This window comes from Paraburkholderia heleia NBRC 101817, assembly GCF_000739775.1.
GTDB lineage: Bacteria > Pseudomonadota > Gammaproteobacteria > Burkholderiales > Burkholderiaceae > Paraburkholderia > Paraburkholderia heleia.
Window position 1 is genome coordinate 352,400 of sequence record NZ_BBJH01000003.1, and the last position, 23,691, is coordinate 376,090.

General features: G+C 66.9%; 23 protein-coding genes and 1 pseudogene. 9 read left to right on the forward strand and 15 right to left on the reverse strand.

The features are described from left to right. The first annotated feature begins 84 nt into the window (after positions 1-84). Entirely contained in the window at positions 85-435 is a 351-nt protein-coding gene (locus BHE01S_RS38720; RefSeq protein WP_157025098.1) for a hypothetical protein, read from the forward strand. Positions 436-508: 73 nt separating this feature from the next. Here BHE01S_RS38720 and BHE01S_RS03505 read toward each other — a convergent pair whose 3' ends face one another. Together BHE01S_RS03505 and BHE01S_RS03510 are read right to left on the reverse strand one after the other, a co-directional pair. Continuing rightward, a complete protein-coding gene (locus BHE01S_RS03505; RefSeq protein WP_042260568.1) occupies positions 509-1,219 on the reverse strand; it encodes an SDR family NAD(P)-dependent oxidoreductase in 711 nt (236 codons plus the stop codon). 99 nt (positions 1,220-1,318) lie between these two features. Next, on the reverse strand, positions 1,319-2,260 hold the full coding sequence (locus BHE01S_RS03510) for a sterol desaturase family protein (RefSeq protein ID WP_042260569.1): 942 nt from the start codon (positions 2,258-2,260) through the stop codon (positions 1,319-1,321). Positions 2,261-2,592: 332 nt separating this feature from the next. On the opposite strand from BHE01S_RS03510, the gene BHE01S_RS03515 reads away from it, so the two are divergent. From BHE01S_RS03515 to BHE01S_RS03535, 5 genes are all read left to right on the forward strand, one after another. After that, complete coding sequence (locus BHE01S_RS03515; protein WP_042260571.1) at positions 2,593-3,612, forward strand: hypothetical protein; 1,020 nt, start codon at positions 2,593-2,595, stop codon at positions 3,610-3,612. A gap of 102 nt (positions 3,613-3,714) precedes the next feature. Next, positions 3,715-4,026, forward strand: a complete 312-nt coding sequence (locus tag BHE01S_RS03520; protein ID WP_042260783.1) for an EF-hand domain-containing protein — start codon at positions 3,715-3,717, stop codon at positions 4,024-4,026. A gap of 16 nt (positions 4,027-4,042) precedes the next feature. Then, complete coding sequence (locus tag BHE01S_RS03525; protein ID WP_042260573.1) at positions 4,043-4,756, forward strand: response regulator; 714 nt, start codon at positions 4,043-4,045, stop codon at positions 4,754-4,756. Further along, positions 4,756-6,159, forward strand: a complete 1,404-nt coding sequence (locus BHE01S_RS03530; RefSeq protein ID WP_042260574.1) for an ATP-binding protein — start codon at positions 4,756-4,758, stop codon at positions 6,157-6,159. Before BHE01S_RS03525 ends, BHE01S_RS03530 begins: the two co-directional genes overlap by 1 nt. Before the next feature lie 188 nt (positions 6,160-6,347). Further along, entirely contained in the window at positions 6,348-7,115 is a 768-nt protein-coding gene (locus tag BHE01S_RS03535) for a DUF4410 domain-containing protein (RefSeq protein ID WP_042260575.1), read from the forward strand. Between the two features lie 91 nt (positions 7,116-7,206). On the opposite strand, the gene dld is transcribed toward BHE01S_RS03535, so the two are convergent. From dld to BHE01S_RS03560, 5 genes are all read right to left on the reverse strand, one after another. Continuing rightward, a complete protein-coding gene (gene dld / locus BHE01S_RS03540; protein WP_042260576.1) occupies positions 7,207-8,949 on the reverse strand; it encodes a D-lactate dehydrogenase in 1,743 nt (580 codons plus the stop codon). Between the two features lie 124 nt (positions 8,950-9,073). After that, on the reverse strand, positions 9,074-9,973 hold the full coding sequence (locus BHE01S_RS03545; RefSeq protein ID WP_042260577.1) for a LysR family transcriptional regulator: 900 nt from the start codon (positions 9,971-9,973) through the stop codon (positions 9,074-9,076). Between the two features lie 116 nt (positions 9,974-10,089). After that, on the reverse strand, positions 10,090-11,634 hold the full coding sequence (gene hpnR / locus BHE01S_RS03550) for a hopanoid C-3 methylase HpnR (protein ID WP_042260579.1): 1,545 nt from the start codon (positions 11,632-11,634) through the stop codon (positions 10,090-10,092). Between the two features lie 92 nt (positions 11,635-11,726). Further along, entirely contained in the window at positions 11,727-13,217 is a 1,491-nt protein-coding gene (locus tag BHE01S_RS03555; RefSeq protein ID WP_042260581.1) for a GntP family permease, read from the reverse strand. Then, positions 13,214-14,272 (reverse strand): patatin-like phospholipase family protein, encoded by a 1,059-nt coding sequence (locus BHE01S_RS03560; protein ID WP_174479483.1) that lies wholly within the window; start codon positions 14,270-14,272, stop codon positions 13,214-13,216. The genes BHE01S_RS03555 and BHE01S_RS03560 overlap by 4 nt, the downstream gene beginning before the upstream one ends. 230 nt (positions 14,273-14,502) lie before the next feature. On the opposite strand from BHE01S_RS03560, the pseudogene BHE01S_RS38925 reads away from it, so the two are divergent. After that, a pseudogene (locus tag BHE01S_RS38925) lies at positions 14,503-15,102 on the forward strand (uracil-DNA glycosylase family protein); the annotation flags it as partial. 42 nt (positions 15,103-15,144) lie between these two features. Next, entirely contained in the window at positions 15,145-15,513 is a 369-nt protein-coding gene (locus BHE01S_RS38930) for a DUF488 domain-containing protein (protein WP_167337661.1), read from the forward strand. 33 nt (positions 15,514-15,546) lie between these two features. Here the strand turns inward: BHE01S_RS38930 and BHE01S_RS03570 are convergent, their stop codons facing one another. Then, entirely contained in the window at positions 15,547-16,869 is a 1,323-nt protein-coding gene (locus tag BHE01S_RS03570) for a TIGR00366 family protein (protein WP_042260788.1), read from the reverse strand. Positions 16,870-17,149: 280 nt separating this feature from the next. Here BHE01S_RS03570 and BHE01S_RS36455 point away from each other — a divergent pair, with 280 nt between their 5' ends. Continuing rightward, positions 17,150-17,875: an SH3 domain-containing protein gene (locus BHE01S_RS36455; protein ID WP_084068527.1), complete on the forward strand. Its 726-nt coding sequence runs from the start codon at positions 17,150-17,152 to the stop codon at positions 17,873-17,875. 69 nt (positions 17,876-17,944) lie between these two features. On the opposite strand, the gene BHE01S_RS03580 is transcribed toward BHE01S_RS36455, so the two are convergent. The 7 genes from BHE01S_RS03580 to BHE01S_RS03605 form a co-directional block, all read right to left on the reverse strand. Next, positions 17,945-18,934 (reverse strand): hypothetical protein, encoded by a 990-nt coding sequence (locus BHE01S_RS03580; RefSeq protein ID WP_042260585.1) that lies wholly within the window; start codon positions 18,932-18,934, stop codon positions 17,945-17,947. 239 nt (positions 18,935-19,173) lie between these two features. Continuing rightward, positions 19,174-19,335, reverse strand: coding sequence for a hypothetical protein (locus BHE01S_RS38330; protein WP_167337660.1), 162 nt, complete (start codon positions 19,333-19,335; stop codon positions 19,174-19,176). Positions 19,336-19,494: 159 nt separating this feature from the next. Then, positions 19,495-19,707, reverse strand: a complete 213-nt coding sequence (locus BHE01S_RS03585; RefSeq protein WP_042260587.1) for a hypothetical protein — start codon at positions 19,705-19,707, stop codon at positions 19,495-19,497. Positions 19,708-20,225: 518 nt separating this feature from the next. Then, a complete protein-coding gene (phbB, locus tag BHE01S_RS03590) occupies positions 20,226-20,972 on the reverse strand; it encodes an acetoacetyl-CoA reductase (protein WP_042260590.1) in 747 nt (248 codons plus the stop codon). Continuing rightward, positions 20,962-21,513, reverse strand: coding sequence for a hypothetical protein (locus BHE01S_RS03595; protein ID WP_042260592.1), 552 nt, complete (start codon positions 21,511-21,513; stop codon positions 20,962-20,964). The genes phbB and BHE01S_RS03595 overlap by 11 nt, the downstream gene beginning before the upstream one ends. Before the next feature lie 393 nt (positions 21,514-21,906). Then, a complete protein-coding gene (locus tag BHE01S_RS03600; RefSeq protein WP_042260790.1) occupies positions 21,907-22,368 on the reverse strand; it encodes a universal stress protein in 462 nt (153 codons plus the stop codon). 224 nt (positions 22,369-22,592) lie between these two features. Next, a complete protein-coding gene (locus BHE01S_RS03605) occupies positions 22,593-23,579 on the reverse strand; it encodes a zinc-dependent alcohol dehydrogenase family protein (RefSeq protein ID WP_042260792.1) in 987 nt (328 codons plus the stop codon). Positions 23,580-23,691 lie beyond the last annotated feature (112 nt).

Sequence of the window (23,691 nt, forward strand, 5' to 3'; positions counted from 1 at the left end):
CGGCCCCGCGGTAATCTGCGGACACAATTCCGTCTGAACCTGGCTGCGCCAAACGGTTTCAAACGTATCTATGCGGAGATGATCGTGTTGCGGCTAATTACGACACTGGGCGCGGCAGCGGTGCTCGCGGGCTGCGCCGTCGCGCCTTATCCCGGGTACCCGGGATATTACGGCTATGACTACGGCTACCCCTACTACTCGGGCTATCCGTACGCCTACGGCTACGACTCCTACCCCGGTTATTTCGGCGGCGGCTATGGGGGCGTCGCCATCTGGGGCGGTGGCGGCGGATGCTGCTATCACCATGGCTGGCACGGCGGTGGCTGGCACGGTGGCGGGTGGCATGGAGGCGGTGGGCACGGCGGCGGCTGGCATGGGGGCGGTGGCGGCACGTGGCACGGCGGCGGCATGGGTGGCGGCGGTCACGGCCACTAACCGGTCACCACGCGATCACAGCCGGGCCGCTCCGTTGAAGCGGCCCGTATACCGTGCGAGCGCGGCGCCCCGCTTACACGCGCCCGTTCACGGGAATCAGCGCGCCGGTAATCGCCTGCGCGTCCGCGCCCAGCAAAAACGCAATCACCGTCGCGATCTCGCGCGGCTGCACCCAGCGCGTGAAATCGGCGTCCGGCATGTCGGCGCGGTTTTGCGGCGTGTCGATGATGCTCGGCAAAATCGCATTCACCGTCACGCCCTTGTCCTTCAGCTCTTCCGCGAGCGCTTCCGTCAAGCGCGCCACCCCGGCCTTCGACGCCGAATACGCGCCCATGCCGAGCCCCGCCTTGAGCCCCGCGCCCGCGCCGATGTTCACCACACGCCCCGCGCTGCTCTGCACGAGATGAGGCAGCGCGGCCTTCGAGGCATTGAGCGCCGTCTTCACGTTCAAGTCGAACATCAGATCCCACGTGCGCGCTTCGCCGTCGCCGATGGTTTCCCACCGGAACGCGCCCGCCACGTTGACGAGTGCGTCAAGCCCGCCGAGCTTGCCCTGCAATGTGCTAAACGCCGTCTGCGCCGCGTTCGCGTCGACGAGATCCACGCCGCCCATGCACAGTGCGCCCGCGAGCGCGACGGGCAACGCCGCCACTGCGGGGGCCGCGCCCCGGCCTAGCAGCGCCACGCGGGCGCCGCGTTCGGCCAGCAATTGCGCCGTCACCAGACCCAGGCTGCCGAAGCCGCCCGTTACCGCGACGACTTTGCCGTTCATACCGTTTTCCATGCTTATTCCTCTAATTCCGTCACTAACCTGAGACCGATGCGGCCCGCGCGATCGGTGCGGGCGCCGCTGGCGCCACGTTACGCGAGGTGCCGCCTTCCATCAACCCGCGCTCGGTCGGCCATGTGAGGCATCCGTGCGTACCGTGGCGAGCGCGCGCTGCTTGCGCAGATTCTCCGTGGTGTCGCCGCCGCCGTCCGCGCGCCAGCCCGGCGGCAGGAAAACGTAGCGCACGGCAGTCCAGACGTTCTGCGCCGTCGCGACGTCGCGTGCGAGCGCTGCCCAGTGCTCCAGTTCGACGACGAACGGATTGCGCGAGCGCACCGGCGTCACGAGCCCGTAGCGGCAAGGCTCTTCGGCACGCTCCGGCACATAGGTGCCGAACAGGCGGTCGAAAACGATCAGGACTCCGCCGTAGTTCGCGTCGAGATAATCGATGTTCGAAGCATGGTGCACGCGGTGGTTGGAAGGCGTGTTGAACACGTACTCGAGCCAGCCGAGCTTCGGAATCCACGTGTTGTGCAGCCAGAACTGATACAGCAGGTTGAGCGAGAGGATGGCGAGCACGACTTCGGGCCGCACGCCGAGCCACACGAGCGGCGCGAAGAACATGGCGGGGCCGGTGAGCTTGCCGGTCCACCCCAGCCGGTACGCAGACGAAAGCGTCAACTGGTTCGGCGAATGGTGCACGGCATGCGTGGCCCAGAAGAAGCGGATGCGGTGCGACGCGCGGTGATACCAGTAATAGCAGAACTCCTGACCGATGAAGACCAGCAGCACGAGCACAACCGTGTCGATATTCAGCGTGAAGAGGCGATGCTCCCATGCGAAATCGAAGATCGGCGTGGCGAGCGAAAGCGGCAGGAGCGCGAAGAGCTTGCGGCCCGCGAGGTCGGCTAGCGAAAGCCAAACCTCGGACCAGGCGAAAGCGGGCTCTCCCGCTGTTTCCCGGCGCTTCCTGAACGTGAGCACGCACGCCTCGATCAGCGAAACGGCAACGACGAACAGCGTGACATAGAGCGCGAGTTTTCCTGGGGTGAGCATGATGGATCGTGTGTAATAGGCGCGCCTTGCGCGGTGGAAAAAGACGCGTGTTGCACGCAGGAGTCGCGGCGTCGCGTCGGATGAAGGGCACTGTAGTGGCGCGCAACGGGAAAAACCACGCGCAAAGTATGTCGGGATATGTCACGCGCCCGCCACGCGAAACGCACCAATACGCCTGCCGCGCCGCGTGCACGGGGAATTCGCGCCAGAGGCCCCGCGGCGTGTAACACGGCGACATGGTTTACGACGCGACTTGCACAGAGCCCAGCCCTATAGTTCGTTCCGCTGACACGCCACAGCGTGCCCCCCGAAACGAACCGCAAGGACCTCTGATGAAAACGCTCCCCCTCGTCGCCGCCGCGCTCATCGGCTTCGCCAGCGCCCCTGCCTTCGCCGGCTGGTCAGGCCACGGCACGGCGTACACGCCGCACGGCACGTACAACGGCGCGCACTACGGTTCCTGCAGCGGCGGCACCTGCTCGCATGCGGGCGGCGTGGCCGGTCCCTGGGGCGGCGTCGCCACCAACAGCGGCTCCGTCACGCGCACCGCGCCGGGCCAGTTCAGCAACAGCGGCACGGCCTACGGCCCGAATGGCCGCTCGGTCCAGCATTCGGGCGATACCAGCTGCGCGGGCGGTACCTGCTCGCACACCGGCTCGCTCGACGGCTCCGATGGCCGCACCGCGAGCACCTCGGGCAGCGTGACGCGCACGGCGCCGGGCCAATACTCGTCGACGGGCACGGTCACGACGGGCAACGGCAACACCTACGGGCACTCGGCGTCCACGACCTGCGCGGGCAACACGTGCAACCGGTCGGGCACCGTCACGGGCTCGCAGGGCGGCAGCGTCTACCACTCGGGCAGCGCCACGGGCGTCGGAACCGGCGTGGTGACCACGAGCGGCGGAACGACCGTCGTCCACGGCGGCACGGTGACCACCGGCGGCACGACGGTGGTACATGGCGCGGTTTCGACCGCCGGCACGGTCACCACCACGGGTACGACGGTCGCAGTCGTGGGCGCCCCGGCCCCCGCGCCCGCGCCGGTCGTCGTCACGCCGCCGCCACCCGGCACCACGGTATATGTCGCCCCGCCGCCGCCCGCCCCCAAGACGGTGGTCGTCGCGCCGGCACCTGTACCGCAGACGGTTTATGTCGCGCCTGCCGCACCCAAGACCGTCTATGTCGCGCCCGCGCCCGCACCGAAGGTCGTCTACGTGGCGCCTCCGGCACCCAAGGTCGTCTACGTGGGCCAGCCGCTGCCGCGCGCCGTGTACATCGCCCCGCGCCCCGCCGTGTGGGTTCCCGGCCACTGGGTCGGCCGCGTGTGGATCCCCGCCCACTGGGCGTGAACCCTCCCCGGCGGCTGCACATTCGCATGACCCGCAGCCACCCGCCTCATTCGCTTGATCAACCGGCCGGCGGGCTACGTCGGCCACCTCACGGAGAACACCATGAAGAAGATGATCGCTGCCCTCGTTTTGTGTATCGTTTCAGCAGCGGTTTGCGTGCCGGCGTCGGCTCAGGCCTTGCCAGGCAGTTCAGGCGCCACCGGCAGCGCACGCGTCGAACGTATGATGGCGCAGTTGCAAGGGCGTTTCGCCGCCGCGAACACGACACACGACGGCAAGCTCACGCGCGAGCAGGCGCAGGCGGGTATGCCGATGGTCGCGCAGCACTTCGACGAAATCGACGCACAGAAGGCCGGCTTCGTCACCCTCGCGCAGATCGAGGACTTCATGCGAGCGCGCGCAGCAGCCCGTTGAACGCCGGAGGCGTCACATGGAGCAGGCAAACAGGATCATCGTGCTCGACGACGAAGCCGAACTGCGCAACATGCTGCAGCGCTTTCTCTCGAGCCAGGGTTTCGAGGTGCGCGCCATCGCCGACGGCAAGCGCCTCGACCGCCTGCTCCAGCGCGAGCCCTACGACCTGCTCGTACTCGACCTCATGATGGAACCCGAAGACGGCCTCACGGTATGCCGCCGCCTGCGCGCCGAAGGCCAGACGCTGCCGATCCTCATGCTCACCGCGAAGGGCGATGCCGCCGACAAGGTGATCGGCCTCGAAACCGGCGCCGACGACTACCTCGCCAAGCCGTTTCTTCCCGACGAGCTGGTCGCGCGCATTCGCGCCCTGCTGCGCCGCCAGAAGATGGCCTCGGGCGAACCCACAGTCACCTCGCAAATGCTGCGCTTCGGCGACTTTCAGTTCGACGTCGGCAAACAAACGCTCTACCGTGACGGCGCGCCCGTCGAGGTCCACTCGGCGCAGATGCTGCTGCTTCACGCGCTCGGCTCGTCGCCGAACCGCGCCGTGAGCCGCGAGAATCTGCTCGCCCGCGCGCGCGGGCGCGACCACAGCGCGCTCGACCGCAGCGTGGACGTACAGATCCTGCGCCTGCGCCAGATCGTCGAGGACGATCCCGCCAAGCCGCGCTTCATCAAGACCGTCTGGGGCATCGGCTACATGCTGGTGGCCGGCGTCGAATCGTAATGGGCTTGCGCCTGCCGCGCTCGCTGCTCTCGCGCAACATCGCGCTGCTGGTGGCGCTCGTCGCGCTCTCGCAGGTCTGCTCGCTCGCCGTGCTGCTGCACTTCGTGCAGCGCCCGCGCATCGAGCGCGCCTCGATCATCTTCGCCGATTACGTCAAGCTGCTCGACACCACGCTCGCGTCCATGCCGCCCGACGAAGGGCGCGCGGCGGCGGCCCGGCTCGATGCGCACAAGGCGTTGCCTCCCACGCTGGATACACCCGCCGAAGCTCATCCGAGCCTCGTCGCCTTTTTTCGCACCTGGCAGCGCGACGTGTTCGTCGAGGCGCTGCAACGCCATCTGCCGCCCGACCTGCTGGTGCGCTGGGACGCGAGCCACGACGAGACCGTGCCCCCGGCGGCTGGCGCAGCCGCGCAGGAGCGCCTCTGGATCCGTCTGCACGCGGCGGCCGAACCGGTCTGGATCGCCCTGCCGATGACCGCCGACGCGCGCGCGAGCGGCATCACCACGGCGTTGATCCTTTCCGCCGTGCTCGCGCTGCTCGCCGCGCTCACCGGCTACCTGTTGCAGCGCCACATCAACCGGCCGCTGCGCCAGCTCGCGCGCGCGGCGCGGCGCGTAAGCGCCGGCGAAACGCCGCCGCCGCTGCCGACCGACGGCCCGACCGAAATCGCCCAGGTGAGCCTCGCCTTCAACCAGATGACCGAAGCGCTGAAGCAGGCCGAGGCCACGCGCGCACTGATGCTGGCCGGCGTCTCCCATGACATCCGCACGCCGCTCACCAAACTGCGCCTCGCGATCGCGATGGCCCTGCCGCGCGGCAGCAACGATGCCCTCGTGGCCTCGTCCGAGAGCTATCTGGACCAGATCGACACGATCCTCCAGCAATTCATGGACTATGCCGGCAGCGGCGAGCGCGAAGCGCCGCAAGCGGGCGACCTCAACGCGCTCGCAGGCCAGCTTGTCGCCGATTTCGCGGGACTCGGCCATGAATTCGACTTCGACGAAGGCGAGTTGCCGGTGTTCGCGTTCCGGCCTATCGCCGTTATGCGTCTGCTGATGAACCTCATGCAGAACGCCGTGAACTACGGACGCACAGGTCTGACGATTCGCACCTGGCGCGACGGCGACACCGCCTGCGTGATCGTGGCGGACCGCGGCAACGGCATCCGCGCCGAGGAACTGGAGCGCCTCAAATCGCCCTTCAGCCGCGGTGCGAACGCCCGTACGCATTCGGGCGGCTCCGGCCTCGGGCTTGCCATCGTCGAGCGGATCGCGCGGCTGCACGGCGGCTCGCTCGCGTTCCGCGACCGCGAAGGCGGCGGCCTCGAAGCCGTCGTGCGCCTGCCGCTGACCCTTCCCTCATCGAGTCGGAACGGCGCGCCCCCGGCCGCGCACGCGTGACATGACGCGACATAATTTGCGCGTGGCTTTCGCGCGCCCTTGCCCCCATACTTGCGCCTGAGCCTGAGCAACGGAGCAGAACAAACCGGAGCCCAGACGCCGAAGCACCACAGTCGATAGTTCGCCATCCTGAATGATTTGCGAGTATCGGCAGACACGAGACACTCTTTCAGGCTAAGGATATCGACATGCAAACGATCATCAACTTCCTCGTCAACAAGGCCAGGCGCATCGCGGGCACCACGTTCCTCGCCGGCGCGCTCTTCGCGAGCGGCTGCGCATCGGCAGCGCCTGTCGTGCAGACGAACGGGCCGCTCCCGCAGCTGCACGCCGACGTCGTCTACGTCTACACCTTCGACGCCGCCGCCGACCAGGTGAAGCTCGACAGCACCGGCATGCTGCACAAGCTCAAGACGATGACGAGCGGCGAGTCGTCGGCGCAGCAGCAACAGCAGGCCGCACTGCAAACGCGCGAGCATCTCGCCGATCAGCTCGTCAGCGAACTTCAGAAAATGGGCCTGCCCGCGGTGCGCATGGACGGTCCCGCTCCCGCCGGCCGCAACGCCCTGATTGTGGAAGGCCGCATCGACACGATGGACGCGGGCAGCAGCCGTCGCCGCATGCTGATCGGCCTCGGCGCGGGCAAGAGCGAAGTGGGCGCGACGATCGCGGTGCTGTTCCAGCCCGCCAACGGCGGCGAACCACAACCGCTCCTGAGCTTCGAAACGAAGGCGGATAGCGGTCATATGCCCGGCATGGCCGAGACGGCGGGCGTGGGCGCAGCGGCCGGCCATGTGGCGACGGCGGCGGTGGTAGGCGGCGGGCTGCACGGCGCCTCGGAGGCGAAGCGCGACACGCTCGCCTCGGACGCCGGCAAGCTGGCCCGCTCGATTGCGAAGGAACTCACGCAGATCAGCACGCAGAACGGCTGGATGGCAACGACGGCGAAGAGCTGATACGGGGGCAAGCGCGCCGCGCAGCGCGACGGTTCATGCCAAGGCTCATGCCCTTTCCGGCGACGGTTCGATACCGCCGCCGTCTTTTCGTTTACCGGGCGTGCGGCTCGCACTGCACCTGCGGCTCGCGATAGCGCGCGAACTTCGAGGTATGGCCGATACCTGGATTGAAGCAGTTGCACGGATCGAGCGTTTCGTAAAACGACTTCAGCGCAGGCTTCGCCACGTAGAGATGGCCGACATTGTGCTCGGCGGGATATTCGGCGCCGCGAGCGTCGAGCAGCTTCCACATCTCGTGTTCCAGCGCGAGGCAATCATTGCCCTTGCGGACGATGTAGTCCTGGTGAAACACATGGCAGAAGAAATGTCCGTAATAAAGCTTGATCGCGATGGGCTTTTCCACCGCTGCGGGCAGTTTCTCGAACCAGTCGCGATCGTTGCGGCGCAGCGCGATATCCAGCGCGACGATATCCTCCACTTCGTCGCCATGCACCGCGCGATAGCGCACCGCCGCGCCCGCCGCCGCGAAACGATGAAGAAACGCCTTGCTGCCTTCTTCGTCGGTGCATTCGAAAAAGCCGCCGCTCGCCACGCCGAAGAACGTGTTCAGGTAAGCACGCGTTTCGTCGACCATATCGGCCGACACCTTGAGCATCAAATGATGTTCGTAGCGCTGCCTGTAGTCCTTGAGCCGCGCGGGCAGATGGCCCGGAAAGAGCCGGCTCGCGGCCTGCGCCACGCGGTCGATGAAATGCGCGGGAAAGAACGGCAGCCGCTCGAAAAACGCATCGCAACGGCTCTTGAAGGCGAACAGCGCGGGCAGCCGCTGCGTGCCGAGATGCTGGATCAGCAGGAACATGTCCTTGCCGTAGCGCTCGGCAATATCGAAGGCGTCCCGATGCAGGTATTCGCCCGCGATCGGCAGCTTCGGGAACTTGCCGAGCATGTCGCGGCGCAGGTCAGTGAGTTCGGCCGTCTCGTTCGTGCCGATGTAGAACACCTTCGCGCCGCGCTCGATGGGAAACGTGTCGAGCCGCACCGCGAACACCATGACCTTGCCCGCCGAACCCGCCGCTTCGTGCAAACGAAGCGGGTCGGCGTTGTAGCGCGCAGGCGTGTGAGCGTCGATGTCGCGCACATGATCTGCGTAACGGTGGTCGGAAGCCGCGCCCGCGTCGTGGAGGATATCGGCTTCGGGCAGCTCGCCGCGATCGAGGCGGCCAAGCACCGTTTCCGGCGTCCCGCCCAGCCGGATGCCAAGATGATTCACGAGCGTCAGACGCCCCGCCGCGTCGACCTGTGCAAACACGGACATTTCCGTATAGGCCGGGCCGCGCCGCACGAGCGAGCCGCCCGAGTTGTTGCATACGCCGCCCACGACCGAAGCCCCCAGGCATGAGGAGCCGATGACCGAATGCGGCTCGCGCCCGAGCGGCTTGAGCGTCTGCTCCAGCTGATCGAGCGTCGAGCCCGGCAGGCAGACCACCTGCTTGCCGCCGTCGATCACATAGACCTTGCGCGTGCGCGTCATGCTCACTATCACGACGTCGCGGTCGTAGTCGTCGCCGTCGGGCGTGGAGCCGCCCGTCAGGCCTGTGTTCGAAGCCTGCGAGATGACGATCGCATTCGCGGCCACGCAAGCCTGCAGCACCCGCCACTGCTCGACGAGCGTGCCGGGCCGCACGACCGCCGCCACCCTGCCCTCGCCGAAGCGAAAGCCCTTGCGGTAGCGCCGCGTGGCTTCATCGCCGGTGAGCACATACTGGCGGCCGACGACGGCTCGCAACGACGCGACAAGCGGCTCGCGAGCGGCGCTCGGGTACGGGGTGGACATGCGAACGGCTCCTGCAGAAAACAATGATTGCGGAACGATAAAGCTAGAGATTTATTACGTCCAATATTGCGACCAAGCAAAATCAAGACGAAAAAGATATGGATAAGCCCTTGAAGCCGTGGAATCAGCCCTGCGGCGCATGCCGCGACGCATCGCGCACGATGCGCGCGAAGTTCTGGACCGTAGGTGCCTTTTCGCGCGGGCGGTACACGAGCGCAATGGTCGTGTGCAGCGGGCCACCCTTGAGATCGTGGTACGTCACGCCCTTGGCCTGGATCTGGCGCATCGAGGAAGGAATGAGCGTGACGCCAAAGCCCGCCGCCGCCATGTTGACCGTCGACGAAATCTGTGGCGACTCCATGCTGATCACGGGGTTGAAGCCCGCCGCGTGGCACGCGCTGATGATCGAGTCGTAGAGATCGGGGCCAATCGGGCGCGGAAAGAGGATCAGCGGATCGCCCGCGAGATCGCCCAGATCGATGCCGCGGCGGCGCGCGAGGCGATGGCGCGGCGGCAGCACGGCAAGGACGTCCTCTTCCACGAGCCCCTGCGTGGCGAGGCCGCGGCAATCGAGCGGCAGGCGCACAAAGGCGGCATCCACCTTCGCCTCGCCCACGCGTTCCAGCAGCACGGAACTGTTGCTCTCCTCGCATCCGATCACGACACCGGGATAAGCGCTGCGAAAGCGTTGCAGCACGGTTGCAACGAGCGGATGAAACACCGTGGAGCCCGCGAAGCCGAGCACGAGCCGCCCGCTCTCGCCACGCCCCGCGTTTTGCGCCTCCGCGAGCGCGAGATCCGCGTCGTCGATGAGCCGTTGCGCGCGCTCCCGAAAGAGCCGCCCGGCTTCGGTCAGCTCGACGCGCCGCGAATGGCGAATGAAGAGCCGCGTGCCGATTTCCTTTTCGAGCTTGAGAATCTGCTGGCTGAGCGGCGGCTGCGCAATGCCGAGAAAGGCCGCCGCCTCGCTGAAATGCAGATACTCCGCGACGGCGAGAAAGTAGCGTAGCTGGCGCAATTCCATATCTTTTTCGTCTTGATGCAACCGGTGGATTGTGAACCCGCTGTGCGTGCGCGTCCAATCCCAACGGCGGGACGCGGGCGCAACCGGTATGCATCGGGACGGCGCAGGCCAGGCAATCAGCCGAGACCCATACGCGTTTCGTCGACGAACTTCTCCGTGGCGTCGTCGATCCTGCGGCCCTTGCGGCCGGTGGGGCCGTGAATGTAGACGGTTTTCATATCGACCGGCGACGCCCCGCTCATGCCGGGAGGCGGCGTCATCTCGTAGTGGACTTCGCGCGCGTGGTCGGCCATCTGCAGGCGCGGATCGAACACCGAGTTGAAGCGCCACAGCATGCGCACGAAATTGGTCTGGCCGCGCAACAGCAGGTGCGTGGCCTGCCCCGCCGCGCCGCGCAGCGCGGTCCAGCCCATGTGCTTGCGATTGAGCACCTGCTGCGTGCGCACGAGTTCAGCGTAGAACTCGGGCAACGGGAGCTTCGTCGGCACGACGGCGTGCTGGATGTCATAGAGACGATAGTCGAGGCTCGTAAGGCGCCGCGCCTCGCGCTGCCAGTTCTCCGTGCCCGGATACGGGGTATTCACGCTGATATTGACGATCTCGGGAATCTCCAGGCACCACTGGCGAATCGTCTCGAAGCGTTCGCGGTCCCAGTCCGGATCGGCAATCAGATTGATCGCGACGGTCATTCCCAGCGAACGCGCGAACTCGAGCGCTTCGAAATTCCGGTCGAGGCTGATCCGTTTGCGAAACGCCTTGAGCCCCTCCTCGTCGATCGCCTCCAGACCGAGGAACATGTACTTCAGGCCAATGGACTGCCAGAGGCGGAACACGTCCTTGTTGCGCAGAAGCACGTCGCCACGCGTTTCCAGGTAGTAGCGCTTGTGGATGCCGCGCCGCTTGATCGCCTCGCCGATCGCCATGCCGTGTTCGGCGTGCACGAACGCCACATCGTCGACGATGAACACGCCCGGCTCGCGCAGCGCCGCCAGTTCGTCCACGACGACTTCGGGGCTGCGCGTGCGGTAGCTGCGTCCGTAAAACGTCCATGCGCTGCAGAACGTGCAGTCCCACGGGCAGCCGCGCGCGAATTCGATGGAGGCGCAAGGATCGAGCGTGCCGATGAAATATTTGCGGCGATGGCGCAGCAGGTCGCGCGCGGGCCGCACAGGATCGAGATTCTCGACGAAGCGTGGCGGCGGCCCCGATCCGTGGCTCGTCACGACGCCGGGCACCGCGAGCAGATCGGCGCCGCGCGACACCGCTTCGAGCAGTTCGTTCACCGAAGCTTCGCCCTCGCCGCGCAACACGCAATCGATCGCGCCTTCGGCATGACGCAGCAAGTCGTGTGCCGTGAACGACACACTGTGTCCCCCCACGAAGACGAAACACGACGCAAGCGCGGCCTTTACGGCCTTCGCGAGGTCGACGATCTCGGGAATGTTGGCCAGATAGTTGCCCGAAAAGCAGAGCGCCTCGGGCTGCCAGTCGCGCACCATGCGCATGAGGTCGCGGTGCGTCTGGACCTGCAGATCGAGCAGGCGCACGTCGTGGCCCGCCTCGCGCGCCGTGCCGGCCACGGATTCGAGACCCAGCGGCTCGAGCCGCAGGAACACGCGCGTGTACATCAGTCCGCCCGGATGGACAGCAAGCAATTTCATGAAGCCTCCTTGCGAAGGGCCGCCGCTTCGCGAGAGTCTACGCGCGTTGGCGGATCGCTGCCCCGCGGCGTATCTCGCGCAAAAAACGACGCTCAGAAACTGCCGAACAGCGACCCGAGCACGATCACCACGGCGAGCGCGATGAGCGCGCCGACGATGCTCACCACCACGAGATCGCGGTAGCTCTCGCGATGCGTCGAGCCGCACACGGCCAGCAGCGTGACGACAGCGCCGTTGTGCGGCAGGCTGTCGAGCGTGCCCGACGACATCACGGCGACGCGGTGCAGCAACGCGGGATCGATGCCATGCTGGGCGGCGAGCTGCATGTAGGTGCCGCCGAGCGCGTCGAGCGCGATGGTCAACCCGCCCGACGCCGAGCCCGTGAGCCCGGAGAGCAGGTTCGTGGCCACGGCGAGCGAGACGAGCGGTCCGCCGCCGATGCCGAGCACCCAGTCGCGCACGGCGCCGAACGCGGGCAATGCGGCGATCACGGCACCGTAGCCCACGAGGCTGCCCACGCTCAGCACCGGCAACACCGACGCGTTGGCGCCCGCGTCGACGCTTTCGCGCAGCGCACCGAGCCGCCCGCGATTGAGCGCCACCAGCACGACAATGCCGAGCGCAAGCGCAACCGAAACTCCCCACACGCCCGCAACCGCCGAAAGCGTGGTCGAGCCCCAGCGCGGCTCGGCGAGGTATGAGGCGTCGATGCGCGGGAACACCACGACGTTCATCACGAAGTTCATCCCCACGACGACCACGAGCGGCGCGAGCGCGACGAAGGGCGACGGCGGCCCCGCATGGTCCGAGGCCGCCGCGCCGTTGCCGATCTCGGCCGGATCGAAGGCCTGCGCGAGGCTCGCGCGCTCGCGCACGAGCGGGGACTTGCCGCGCGCCTCGTCATCGGCGCCGCCGTTGTCAGGCTCGACAAAGCCCTCGCCGTTGCGCCGCGCCGCCGCCGCCGCGCGCCCGAGCCACCAGAGGCCGAAGGCCGCCATCACGAGGCTTGCGATCACGCCAAGGCCCGGCGCCGCGAACGGCGTCGTGCCAAAGAACGGCATGGGAATGGCGTTTTGCAGCGCGGGCGTGCCGGGCAGCGCCGACATCGTGAAGGTCGCCGTGCCGAGCATGATTGCAGCGGGCATCAGGCGGCGCGGGATATCGGCGGAGCGAAACAGCGCCTGCGCCATGGGGGCCAGCACGAAGAACGCGACGAACAGGCTCACGCCGCCATAGGTGACGAGCGCACCGCCCAACACCACAGCCACGAGTGCGTGGCGCGTGCCGAGCTTGTCGATCATGAGGCGCGCCACGGCATCCACCGAGCCGCTATCTTCCATCAGCTTGCCGAACAGCGAGCCGAGCAGGAAGAGCGGAAAGAACTGGGCAAGAAATCGGCCCGTGCTCGACATGAATGTTTGCGTCCAATGCGCGAGCACCGGCTCGCCGGAAATGAGCGCGGCCAGCATGGCGCACAGCGGCGCGAGCAGCAGCACGCTCCAGCCGCGATACGCGAGCCAGACCAGCAGCGCGAGACTGGCGAGCATGCCCCCGAGGCCGACAACGATCGTGCCCGCGCTCATCGCAGTACCCCTTCGAGCAGCGCTTCGAAATTGAACGTGGACGCCTCGCCGAGTTGCGCACCGTGCTGCGCGAGGAACGCATCGGCGGCGCGGCGGCCTTCGTCGCGCAGCATCGTGATGAACGACCACTCGGCGTTGAGCTTCGACGACGAGCCCAGTGCGACGAGCTTCGCGCTATGCACGCGGTGCAGGCGCATATGCGCCCAGCGGCGGCCCTCCTCGCTGCCTGCGTCGGCAACCTGGTGCAGCAGCGCCATCATGCGCAGCTCCTTGATCAGCGGCGAGTTGAACGCGATCTCGTTCACGCGGTTGATGATGTCGCGCGCCGAGCGCGGCGTGCCCGCGCGTTCCACGGGGTTCACCTGCACGAGAATCGTGTCGACCGAATCGGTCTCGCGAATCAGCGGCGTAATCGTGGGATTGCCCGCGTAACCACCGTCCCAGTAGGCTTCGCCGTCTATCTCGACGGCCTGAAACAGCGTGGGCAGGCAGGCCGAGGCGAGCAGCGCGTCGGGCGTGACGTCGGCATTGCGGAACACGCGTGCCTGGCCGTTGGAAACGCGCGTGGCCGTGACGAAGAGCTTGATGCGCGAGCGGCGCAACGCGTCGAAGTCGATGGTGTCGGCGAGGATCGTGCGCAACGGGTTCACGCGCCCCGGATTCAGGTCGTACGGGGAGACGACGCGCGCCATCATGTCGAGCGCGACGAACACGGGCGAATGATCGAGCGACCAGCGCCCGAGCAGGATGTCGACGGGGCCGCGCCGGAACGGGCTGAAGCGCGCGGCGTCGGCCACGCGGCGCCAGAAGCGCTCGAGCGCCTCGCGCGCGCCGGCCGCGCCGCTGAGCGCGTGGCCGCTCGCGAGCACGGCGGCGTTCATCGCGCCCGCCGAGGTGCCCGAAATGCCTTCGATCTGCAGCCACGGTTCTTCGAGCAGGCGGTCCAGCACGCCCCACGTGTATGCGCCATGGGAGCCGCCGCCTTGCAGCGCGAGATCGACGAGCAAGGGCTCCGTGCGGGTCGTGCGGGTTGACGTCTCGGCTTCGGCAGGCATTGCGGCTCCGTTCCAGACAGACCACGGGCGAGATTACAGGAAAACCGTAAATAGCCGCACGAGAATGACGCGGCGCGCAATGGGGTTCGAGCGTGGGTTCGAGCGGGCCGGAATCGCGCTGGAATCGCGCGGCGGCCGGCACGCAGCGGGCCTCGCAGCGGCGCGCCAGGGCGTTTGGTAGACTGGATCTCCCCACACCTTCCCGCCTTGCCGTGTCGAACGTTCATCCGCTGCGGGGGCCGCTTTCGCTCTCGGGCCCGCTGCCCGCGCTGCTCGCCGAAATCCGCGCCTGCCATGCCTGCGCCGACGCGCTGCCGCTCGGGCCGCGCCCCGTGCTTCAGGCGAGCGATACAGCAAGCCTGCTGATCGTCGGCCAGGCGCCGGGCGCAAAGGTCCACGCCTCGGGCATGCCGTGGGACGATGCAAGCGGCAAACGCCTGCGCGCGTGGCTCGGCATCGACAACGAAACGTTCTACGACGCCGCCCAGGTCGCGCTCGTGCCGATGGGCTTTTGCTACCCTGGCCGCGGCGGCGGCGGAGACAACCCGCCGCGCCCGGAATGCGCCCCGCTGTGGCACGCGCGGCTCGTCAAGCAGTTGCGCGGCGTGCGCCTGACCCTGCTCGTCGGCCAGTATGCCCAGCGGTATTTTCTGGGCAGCGAGCGCCGTGGCTCGCTCACCGAAACGGTGGCGGCCTGGCGCGACTACGCACCCAATTTCGTGCCGCTGCCGCATCCGTCGCCACGCAATCAGGCATGGTTCAAGCGCCACCCGTGGTTCGAACTCGACGTCCTGCCCGCGCTGCAGGCGCGCGTGCAGGTGTTGCTGGCACCCGGGGACCGCCACGCGCAAACCCCTCAAAAGGAGCCGACGATGACGAAACCGGCAATCGATATCCAGCGAGTCTACGAACCGCTGCCCGAAAACGGACGCCACTGCTATCTGGTCGACCGGCTGTGGCCGCGCGGGCTGAGCAAGGAAAAGCTCGCGAACGTGCAATGGCTGAAGGAGGTAGCGCCGAGCACCGAACTGCGCCAATGGTTCCACAAGGACCCGGAACAGTGGAGCGAATTCAGGAAACGCTATCTGGCCGAGCTGAACGCCAATCCCGATGCCTGGCGGCCGCTCGCCGAAGCGGCCGGCAACGGGCACATCACGCTGCTCTATGGCTCCCACGACACGGAGCGCAATCACGCGATCGTGCTGCGCGACTATCTGGCAAAGCACGTGGAGCACCAATGAGTGGACGGCGCCCGGGCGCCGCCCGTTTCACGCTCAGAAGAGATACATCCCCGCGACGAATACCACGCCCGAAAACAGCAACGTGGTCACGCAGTAACCCATGATGTCGCGCACACCGAGGCCGGCGATCGCGAGCGCGGGCAGCGCCCAGAACGGCTGCGCCATGTTGGTCCACGCCTCGCCGTAAGCGATCGCCATCGCCGACTTGCCGAGGTCCGCGCCGAGCGCCTGCGCCGCCGGCATCACGAACGGCCCCTGCACGACCCAGTGGCCGCCGCCCGAAGGCACCGCGAAGTTGATCAACGCCGAGCTGAGAAACACGAGCAGCGGAAACGTGTGCACGTTCGCGATATCGACGAACCACTTCGTGATGACGCCCGCCAGACCCGAGTGGTCCATGAGCGCCTGAATGCCCGCGTAGAAGGGGAACTGGATCATGATGCCCGAGGCGCCCTTCGCGGCGCCGGCCACGGCGCGCGCGTAGGCCATGGGCGTTTTGTGCAGCACGAGGCCCGCCGCGAGGAACACGAGGTTCACCGTGTCGATGTCGAGCGCGAAGCCCTTCGTGTGAAAGCGCAAGCCGAGGAACACGAAACACAGCGCAGCCACCAGCAGCGAGAGTACGCGGCTTTCCTCGATGCGCTCGGCGAAGGTCGCGTCCGGACCGAGCTTGCGCTCGACGCCCGGCGGATCTTCGAGCAGCGCGGGGTCGACCGAGACGACATCTTCGGGCTTCGGCATCATGAGACGCACGAGTATCGGCAGCAGCACGATCAGTCCGATCGTGATGAACGCGTTATAGCCCGTGAAAATGGTCTGCGAGACCGGGATCAGGCCGACGGCCTTTTCCATGGGGTTGCCCTTCGTGGCCGCGACGAGCGGCACCGAGCCGGAAAGGCCGCCGTGCCATGTGAGAAAGCCCATGTACGCGGCGGCAACGAGCAGCCGGTAATCCGCGCCGCGCACCCGCCGCGCCACTTCGCGAGAGAACATCGCGCCGAGCACGAGGCCGAAGCCCCAGTTGATCGCGCAGGCGATCGCGCCCACGAACGCAACCAGCATCACGCCCTGGCCCGGCGTGCGCGCGCAACTCGCCAGCGCGACCAGCATGCGCCTGACCGGGCCGGAGCTGGCGAGAGCGTGGCCGGTCACGAGAATCAGGACCATCTGCATCGCGAACGCGAGCAGGTTCCAGAAGCCCGAGCCCCACATCATGACGAGCGCTTCGGGCGGCTGCGGCGTGAGCGCGAACGCCAGCACGAAGGTCACGACGGTGAGGAGAACGGCAAAGATGAGCGGGTCCGGCAAGATCCGATGCACGACGCCGGTAAAGAAATGGGAAATACGCTGAATCACGGTGGTCTGCTCCTCGTCTGCTGATACGGAATCGGCCGCGTGTTTTCTTGTTTGCGAACCGAGGCCGCGATTCTTGCACAGCGCGGCACAATGCGTGCGCCCCGCCGGCAAATTGCCGTATGCGCGCCGAACCCACGCTGAACGCCGCGCCTGACCGGCGATTGCGCCCGAACGAAATACGCCGTTACCTGCTTCTACGCGCCTTAAAAGTCTTATCTGCTACCGTTACGGTTGCGATCTCAACAAATGTCCGGGTAGTTCCACTCCGCGGGAGGCATCAATGCGCAAGCCGTTTCTCGGTGTCGTGTTCGCCGCGCTAGCCGGCATATTCGTGGCTTCGCCGCCCGCGCACGCCCAGTCGCAGGCCTTCACGAATCAGACCGTCTATATCTACGCGGGACCCGCAGCCGATTTTCCTGTCGTCGCCCAGATCCCGGGTGGCGTGGCAGTGACGGTATGGGGCTGCGTCGCCGGCTTCAGCTGGTGCGACATCGGCTTTCCTGGCCTGCGAGGCTGGGTCTACGGCACCTTCATCAGCTATCCGTGGCAAGGACAGCGTGTGCCGGTAATGAGCTATGGCCCACGCATCGGTCTGCCCATCGTCCCGTTCTCGCTCGGTGCGTACTGGGGCCTTCACTACCGCGACCGGCCGTGGTACGCCAATCAATCGCGCTGGGCGCATCATCCAGGGCCGCGCCCCGTGCCGCCGCCACCCGTGCGGCCGCGTCCGCCCGTCGGTCGTCCGCCGGGCGGCACACGGCCGCCTGACCAGGGCGGCGGGCATCGTCCGCCCCACAACAACGCGCGGCCGCCCGGACACGGGAACGCACGGCCTCCGGGACAAGGACATGCCCGGCCGCCTGGCCAAGGCGGCGGCGGGCGACCGTCCAGTGGCGGGAATAATCGACCACAGGGAGGCGGTGGCCCGGGCGGCGGCAGTGGCCCCGGTGGTGGCGGCCCCGGTGGCGGTGGCCCTGGCGGTGGCCGTCCGCCTCAGGGTAGCTAACGTCGCGACTCGCGCGCGGACAAGTCGCGCCAGGTAACGGCATGCCCGCGCTCGCTACCTCACCGTCGCTCAGAACCGATAGCCGATACCACCCAGGATCACGTCCGTATCGCGGCTATAGCGCGTGACCACGCGGTTCCACGCGACACGTGCAGCCCAGTGCTGCGTCAGGCGCCATGAAGCCGAGACGGAGATGAGCCCAGAGAGAATTCCGTCGCCGGTATCACGCTCGTCGGGATGCTCGCCGTGATGGATCGCCGCGTAGAGGCCCGCGCCAAACCCGAGCGTGAGGTGCTCGTCGAAGAACGCGCGCGTGAGCCAGAGCTGCGCCGTCGCGCCATCGCGCCGCGCCGAGATGCCATTGCCCTCGTGCAGATACCCCACCGTAGCGTCGAGAAAGGAATTGATGCCGCGCCGGTACTCGACTGCCTCAGCCGCGGATGTCTGCGATTCGAGGCTGTTGAGGATCGTTTCGCCCGCCATCAGCGTAATCTCGTTGTTCGTGACCTTCCGGGTGCGCGGCAATGCGAAGTCGCGCGGGCCTGGCGTGTCGGGCGCGTCGAGCTGATAGCCCACGCCCAGCATGAGCGACGTCGTCGACGGCCCGCGCGACACCTGCACGCGGTTGAGCTGCAGGTTCGCCGTCCAGCGACGTGTGGAGTACCACGTGGCGCGGGCACTGTAGAGCACGCCCCAGCCGTGCGTATTGGACCAGCCCTGGCCCTGTGACGCGGCCTCGGTATCGAAATAGCGATACGGCCCGGCACCCAGCGCGAACACGAAGCGGCGCTGCGCGAGCGGCAAACGCGCCCACGCCTGGATCGCCTGACCGTCGCGGTGATGATCCGGAATATGGCCTTCGTTCAACCACGCAATGCTGCCGGCAAAATACTGGCCGAAACCCTCCGTGTAATCCATTTGCCACGAATAGGTATGATCGGCGCCGCTTTTGAGCGGCCCCGCGTAGAGCGTGAATTCCTGCGCGCGAACCAACCCCGCGGTCAACGCGAGCGCACTGCCGACAACACCGGCTGCGGCTAGCGACGTGATGTTTTTCATTGCGTGCGTTGGCCTGGCGATTGGGGTGACGCGAGTCGCCGCAAGGAAAATGTATGCAAAGGAACGCGGAGCATACCGCGCCGTGACATTTTTTGTGTGACCCCACTCTTTCAATTAATTACGACATGACACAGCACAAATTTCCGATCTTTATTTCGCCATCCTAATTACGAGATAAAAAAAACGCCGCACAAAAAGTGCGGCGTTTTCCTACAGCCAGCTTCGCAATCGGCGCAATATCAGCGCACGTGGTGGCAGACGCGCTGAGCGTGGTGGTGAACGTGCTCGATGTGGCACACCTCGTGGTGATACGGCTGGGCGACAGCAGCGAGCGGCGCGAAAAGCGCGGCGCAGGAAATCAGGGCGAACAGGCGGACAACGGGCTTGACGACGGCGTTCATGACTAGGCTCTTGCGTGTGAAAAACAGCGTGGATGGAAGCAAAAGCCAGCACTGTATCGCAGAGTGTTCCGTGGCGTATTACACGGATGTAACGGAGGTAGCGCCCGATGAAACGCACTTGACACGCCCTGCTGCACAAGACCGGGTCGCGGCGGCCACTCAAATAGCGGGCTCGCCCCCCTCTTCGTGCGTGAGACGGCGCAGCAGTTCGCGACCTCGGGTAGTGAGGCGCAGCGTGGGGTCGCCGCCCGCCTCGTCCATTTCGACGAGACGGTAGTGCTGAAGCGCCAGGAAATCGGAATCGAGCATCTGAATCGGCGCGTCTGTATCACGGATCAGCAGCAATGTCGCTAGTTCGTGGTGGCTGAGCATCAGGTCTCTCCAGTTGTTGGCCGGAGTCGAGGCGCAAGCGCCGATTCCAGCCACATGCCCGAAAAGCAATCGACCGAAGGGCCGCGGGCTTGAGTCAACCCAGCATAGCGAGTCAATCGTACAGTTTCGCTACAGTCGTGTTTCCCTGTGTTACGTGCGACGTCCGAAGCAGAAAAAGCGGCGTGCAACTGCACGATATGCCGTTTGCGCGCCGCTCGCTCAACCCCTCTTCAGCCTTGGTTGATTTCGAGGCGCTTACTCGCGCCTGCAGCCCGCCTTCATGGGCTGAACGTTTTTCGTGTCCACGCAACGGCGATGTTGGGTCGGATTCCTGAATTCCATGCCAGTTGCTGCAGAGCATGACGCCTCTGCCGCCGACGGCGGAGAATTGCCTGCAGCGAAGCGCGCCGCTCGCGCGGCGCGGTCGCTGCCGCTTGCCGTTCCAACATGAAGGCGCCTCGCGCGTTTGCAAAGCCCTTTTTCCCGCGTGTGAAATTTTTGTGTCGCAGCGCGGCGGGTCATTGCATATGCATGCCGCCGTTGATCGCGATATCGGCGCCGGTGATGAACGCCGCGTCGTCCGAGCAGAGGAACGCCACCAGCGCCGCGACCTCGTTCGGCTGGCCGAGACGGCCTACCGGAATCTGCGGGAGGATGCGCGCATCCAGCACGTCTTTCGGCACGGCTTCCACCATTTGCGTGGCGAGGTAGCCCGGCGACACGGTGTTCACCGTCACGCCTTTCTTCGCCACTTCCAGTGCGAGCGCCTTCGTGAAGCCATGCATGCCCGCTTTCGCCGCCGAATAGTTGGTCTGGCCGAAAGCGCCGCGCGAGCCGTTGACCGACCCGATATTGATGATGCGCCCGAAGCCGCGCTCAATCATGCCGGGCAAAAACGGCTTCGTCACGTTAAAGAGCGCGTCGAGATCGGTGCGCAGCACGGAATCCCAGTCGGCTTTCGACATCTTCACGAAACTGCGGTCGCACGTAATGCCGGCATTGTTGACGAGCACGTCAACCCGGCCTAGATCGTCGAGCGCCTGCTGCGCCGCACGCTCGCAGGCCTCGCAGTCGGCGACGTTCATCTGGTGACAGCCGAAGTCGCGGCCCGCCGCGCGTTCGGCGGCAAGCCAGGCATCGGCGCGCGTGTTCGCCGCCGAGCACGAGACAGCGACGGTCATGCCCGCGTCGTGCAGGCGCCGGCTGATCGCCTCACCTAGCCCGCCCATGCCGCCCGTGACGAAGGCAACGCGCTTAGTGGCCATGCTGGCCTCCGCCCGCGCTCGCACCCTGCGCGCGGGCTGCGCCCGCCGCCTTGCCCGGATGAGCGGCACCATTGGCGGCGCCGCTCATCGCACGTTCGAAGGCGTCCATCCACTCGCGCATCGGCAGCGCGCCAGGCGCCCTGGACGCACTGGCTTGCGCGCCCGCGCAGGCCTCTTGCCACTGCTGCGTGAAGTCGCGCGCACTGTCGGACCAGGTACTCGCGCCCTGGACCGCCGCCGCGACACCCTCTTGCCAGAGTGTGGTGCTCGCACCGAGATAATCGCGCCAGACCGACTGCGTGGCGACCGCGAAGTCGGTCCAGTCGCGCGCGGTGCGCAGCGATTCGAGCAGGCCTTCGACGGCTTCGCGGTCACGCGCGATGCGGCGCTGCTCCAGCTTCAACAACTGCTCGCGCCATTGCTGCTGCCCGACGAGCAGGCGCAGCGCGGCCGACGTGTTGGCACGGTACGTGTCGAATGCGGCGCCCACCGCGTTGCCGGGCGAGGCGGCATCGAATGAGGGACGGGAAGCGGTTGCCATGGTCAAATCTCCTCCTTATGTAGCTTTCGCCCGGCGCGGCCGGATACGTTTGCTGCCAAAAGAGACCGCGGTGGACCGCGAAGGGACGCGGGCTGCGGCGAGCGAAATGAGAGCGCTTCTCGCGCGACGATGGAGAACGGAATGCTTCGGAGTGCCGTGTGTTCGCAAGACAACCGGCCCAAGCCAACATCATAGGCAGGAAGACCGCCTCCCGCGTGACGAATGGGCGATTTTGTCGCTTGATCGGCGTCACATTTCGAGATAGTTGATGCGCAGCGAGTCAAAACCAGGCCTGCTATTGCGGGTATTTCTCGACGTGTGGCAAGGGCGGGAACGCGGGCCGGCCGATCGCGCCCTCGCCGCTGACCGGCCGGTGGAACCGGGGTGCCCCGGTCAGGCGGCCGGCGTCTCTTCGTCGCGCACCAGCATCACCGGCCGGTCCGCCATGCGCAGGAACGATTCGGCCACGCTGCCGAGCAACATGCGCTTCACGCCCGACAAGCCACGCGTGCCCATCACGACGAGGTCCGCGCCGTCCTCGGCGGCGATGCGCGAGATCACCGCGGCAATCTCCTCGCCGCTCGCATCCGCTGCGCGCGTGGAGCCCGGCACCTGCGCCTGGGCGAACACGAGTTTCGCCTCTTCGAGCGCCGCCGTGGCCGCGTCGTTTTCCGCCGAGTGGCGCGCCTGCTCCTCGGCGAAGCCCGAACTCACGTCCACGAGCCGCGCGGGATGCCGCACGACACACAGCGCCTGAACGGCACCGCCCGTCGCCTTCGCGATTTTCACGCCCTCCTCGAGCGCGCGCCGGCCGCTGCGGCTGCCATCGACCGCTACCAGAATCTGCTTGTACATCATGGACCTCCCGGGCGTTGCCCATGTTGCGCGGCATGATCGCCGCGCGCGTGCCGGGCAAGCGCAGCGCGCGGCGGGCAGCCGGCTGTTGCCGGGCGCGCACCGGCTCCCGGCGCGCGCTATCTACATAAAGATCGTTGTAGCGCATTTGGGTACGGATGCGTGCCTTTGCCATTGCGACCCGTTGTCTCCCCCGCGCCCGCGGCGTGATCCACCTGACCCGTTCAGCGCATCGTCAACACCGCCGCCCCCGTGAGCCGTCCCTCGCGCAAATCGGCCAACGCCTCGTTCGCACGCGCGAGCGGGTACGGCGTGGTCTCGATTTCGAGCTTGTGCCGCGCGGCAATCGCCATGAAGGTCGCGCCGTCTTCGCGCGTGAGATTCGCCACGGAGACGATGCGCCGCTCCTCCCACAGCCATGCGTAAGGAAACGAAGGAATGTCGCTCATATGGATGCCGCCGCACACGACCGTGCCCCCCTTCGCCAGCGCCCGCAGCGCCGCCGGCACGAGCGCACCGACCGGCGCGAACAGCAGGGCCGCGTCGAGCTCCTCCGGCGCGCGCTCGTCGCTGCCGCCGGCCCACGCTGCACCGAGGCGCCGCGCGAACTGCTGCGCCGCGGCATCACCCGGGCGCGTGAAGGCATAGACCGTACGCCCCTGGTGGCGAGCGACCTGCGCAACGATATGCGCCGCCGCGCCGAAACCGTAGATGCCGATGCGTCGTGCATCGCCCGCCATCACGAGCGATCGATAGCCGATGAGTCCCGCGCAGAGGAGCGGCGCGGCCTCGACGTCGCTGTACTGGCGCGGCAGATGGAAGCAGTAGCGGGCGTCGGCGACGGTGCGCGTGGCATAGCCGCCGTCGATCGTGTAGCCGGTGAAGCCGGGTGCGTCGCAGAGGTTCTCGCGCCCGTCGGCGCAGAAACGGCAATGGCCGCAGGTATGGCCGAGCCACGGCACGCCCACGCGGTCGCCGGGCGTGAAACCCGTCACGCCCGCCCCGAGCGCGGCGACCGTGCCGACGATCTCGTGGCCGGGAATGACCGGCCTTTTCGGGCGATCGAGATCGCCGTCCACGACGTGCAGGTCGGTGCGGCACACGCCGCACGCGCGCACATCGATCAGCAGTTCGCCCGCGCCCGGCGCCGGATCGGGCAGATCGGCTTCGCGCAGCCGCGGATTCTCGCCATCGAACAGCATTGCCCGCATCGCCATCCTCCTCGCCAGAACGCGGCTGACGCGCCGCATCGATCACCATAAAGCCATGTTACGCAATCGGGACGCCCGCTGCCGTGCATTGCGCGCTGCGGCGCAGCGCGCA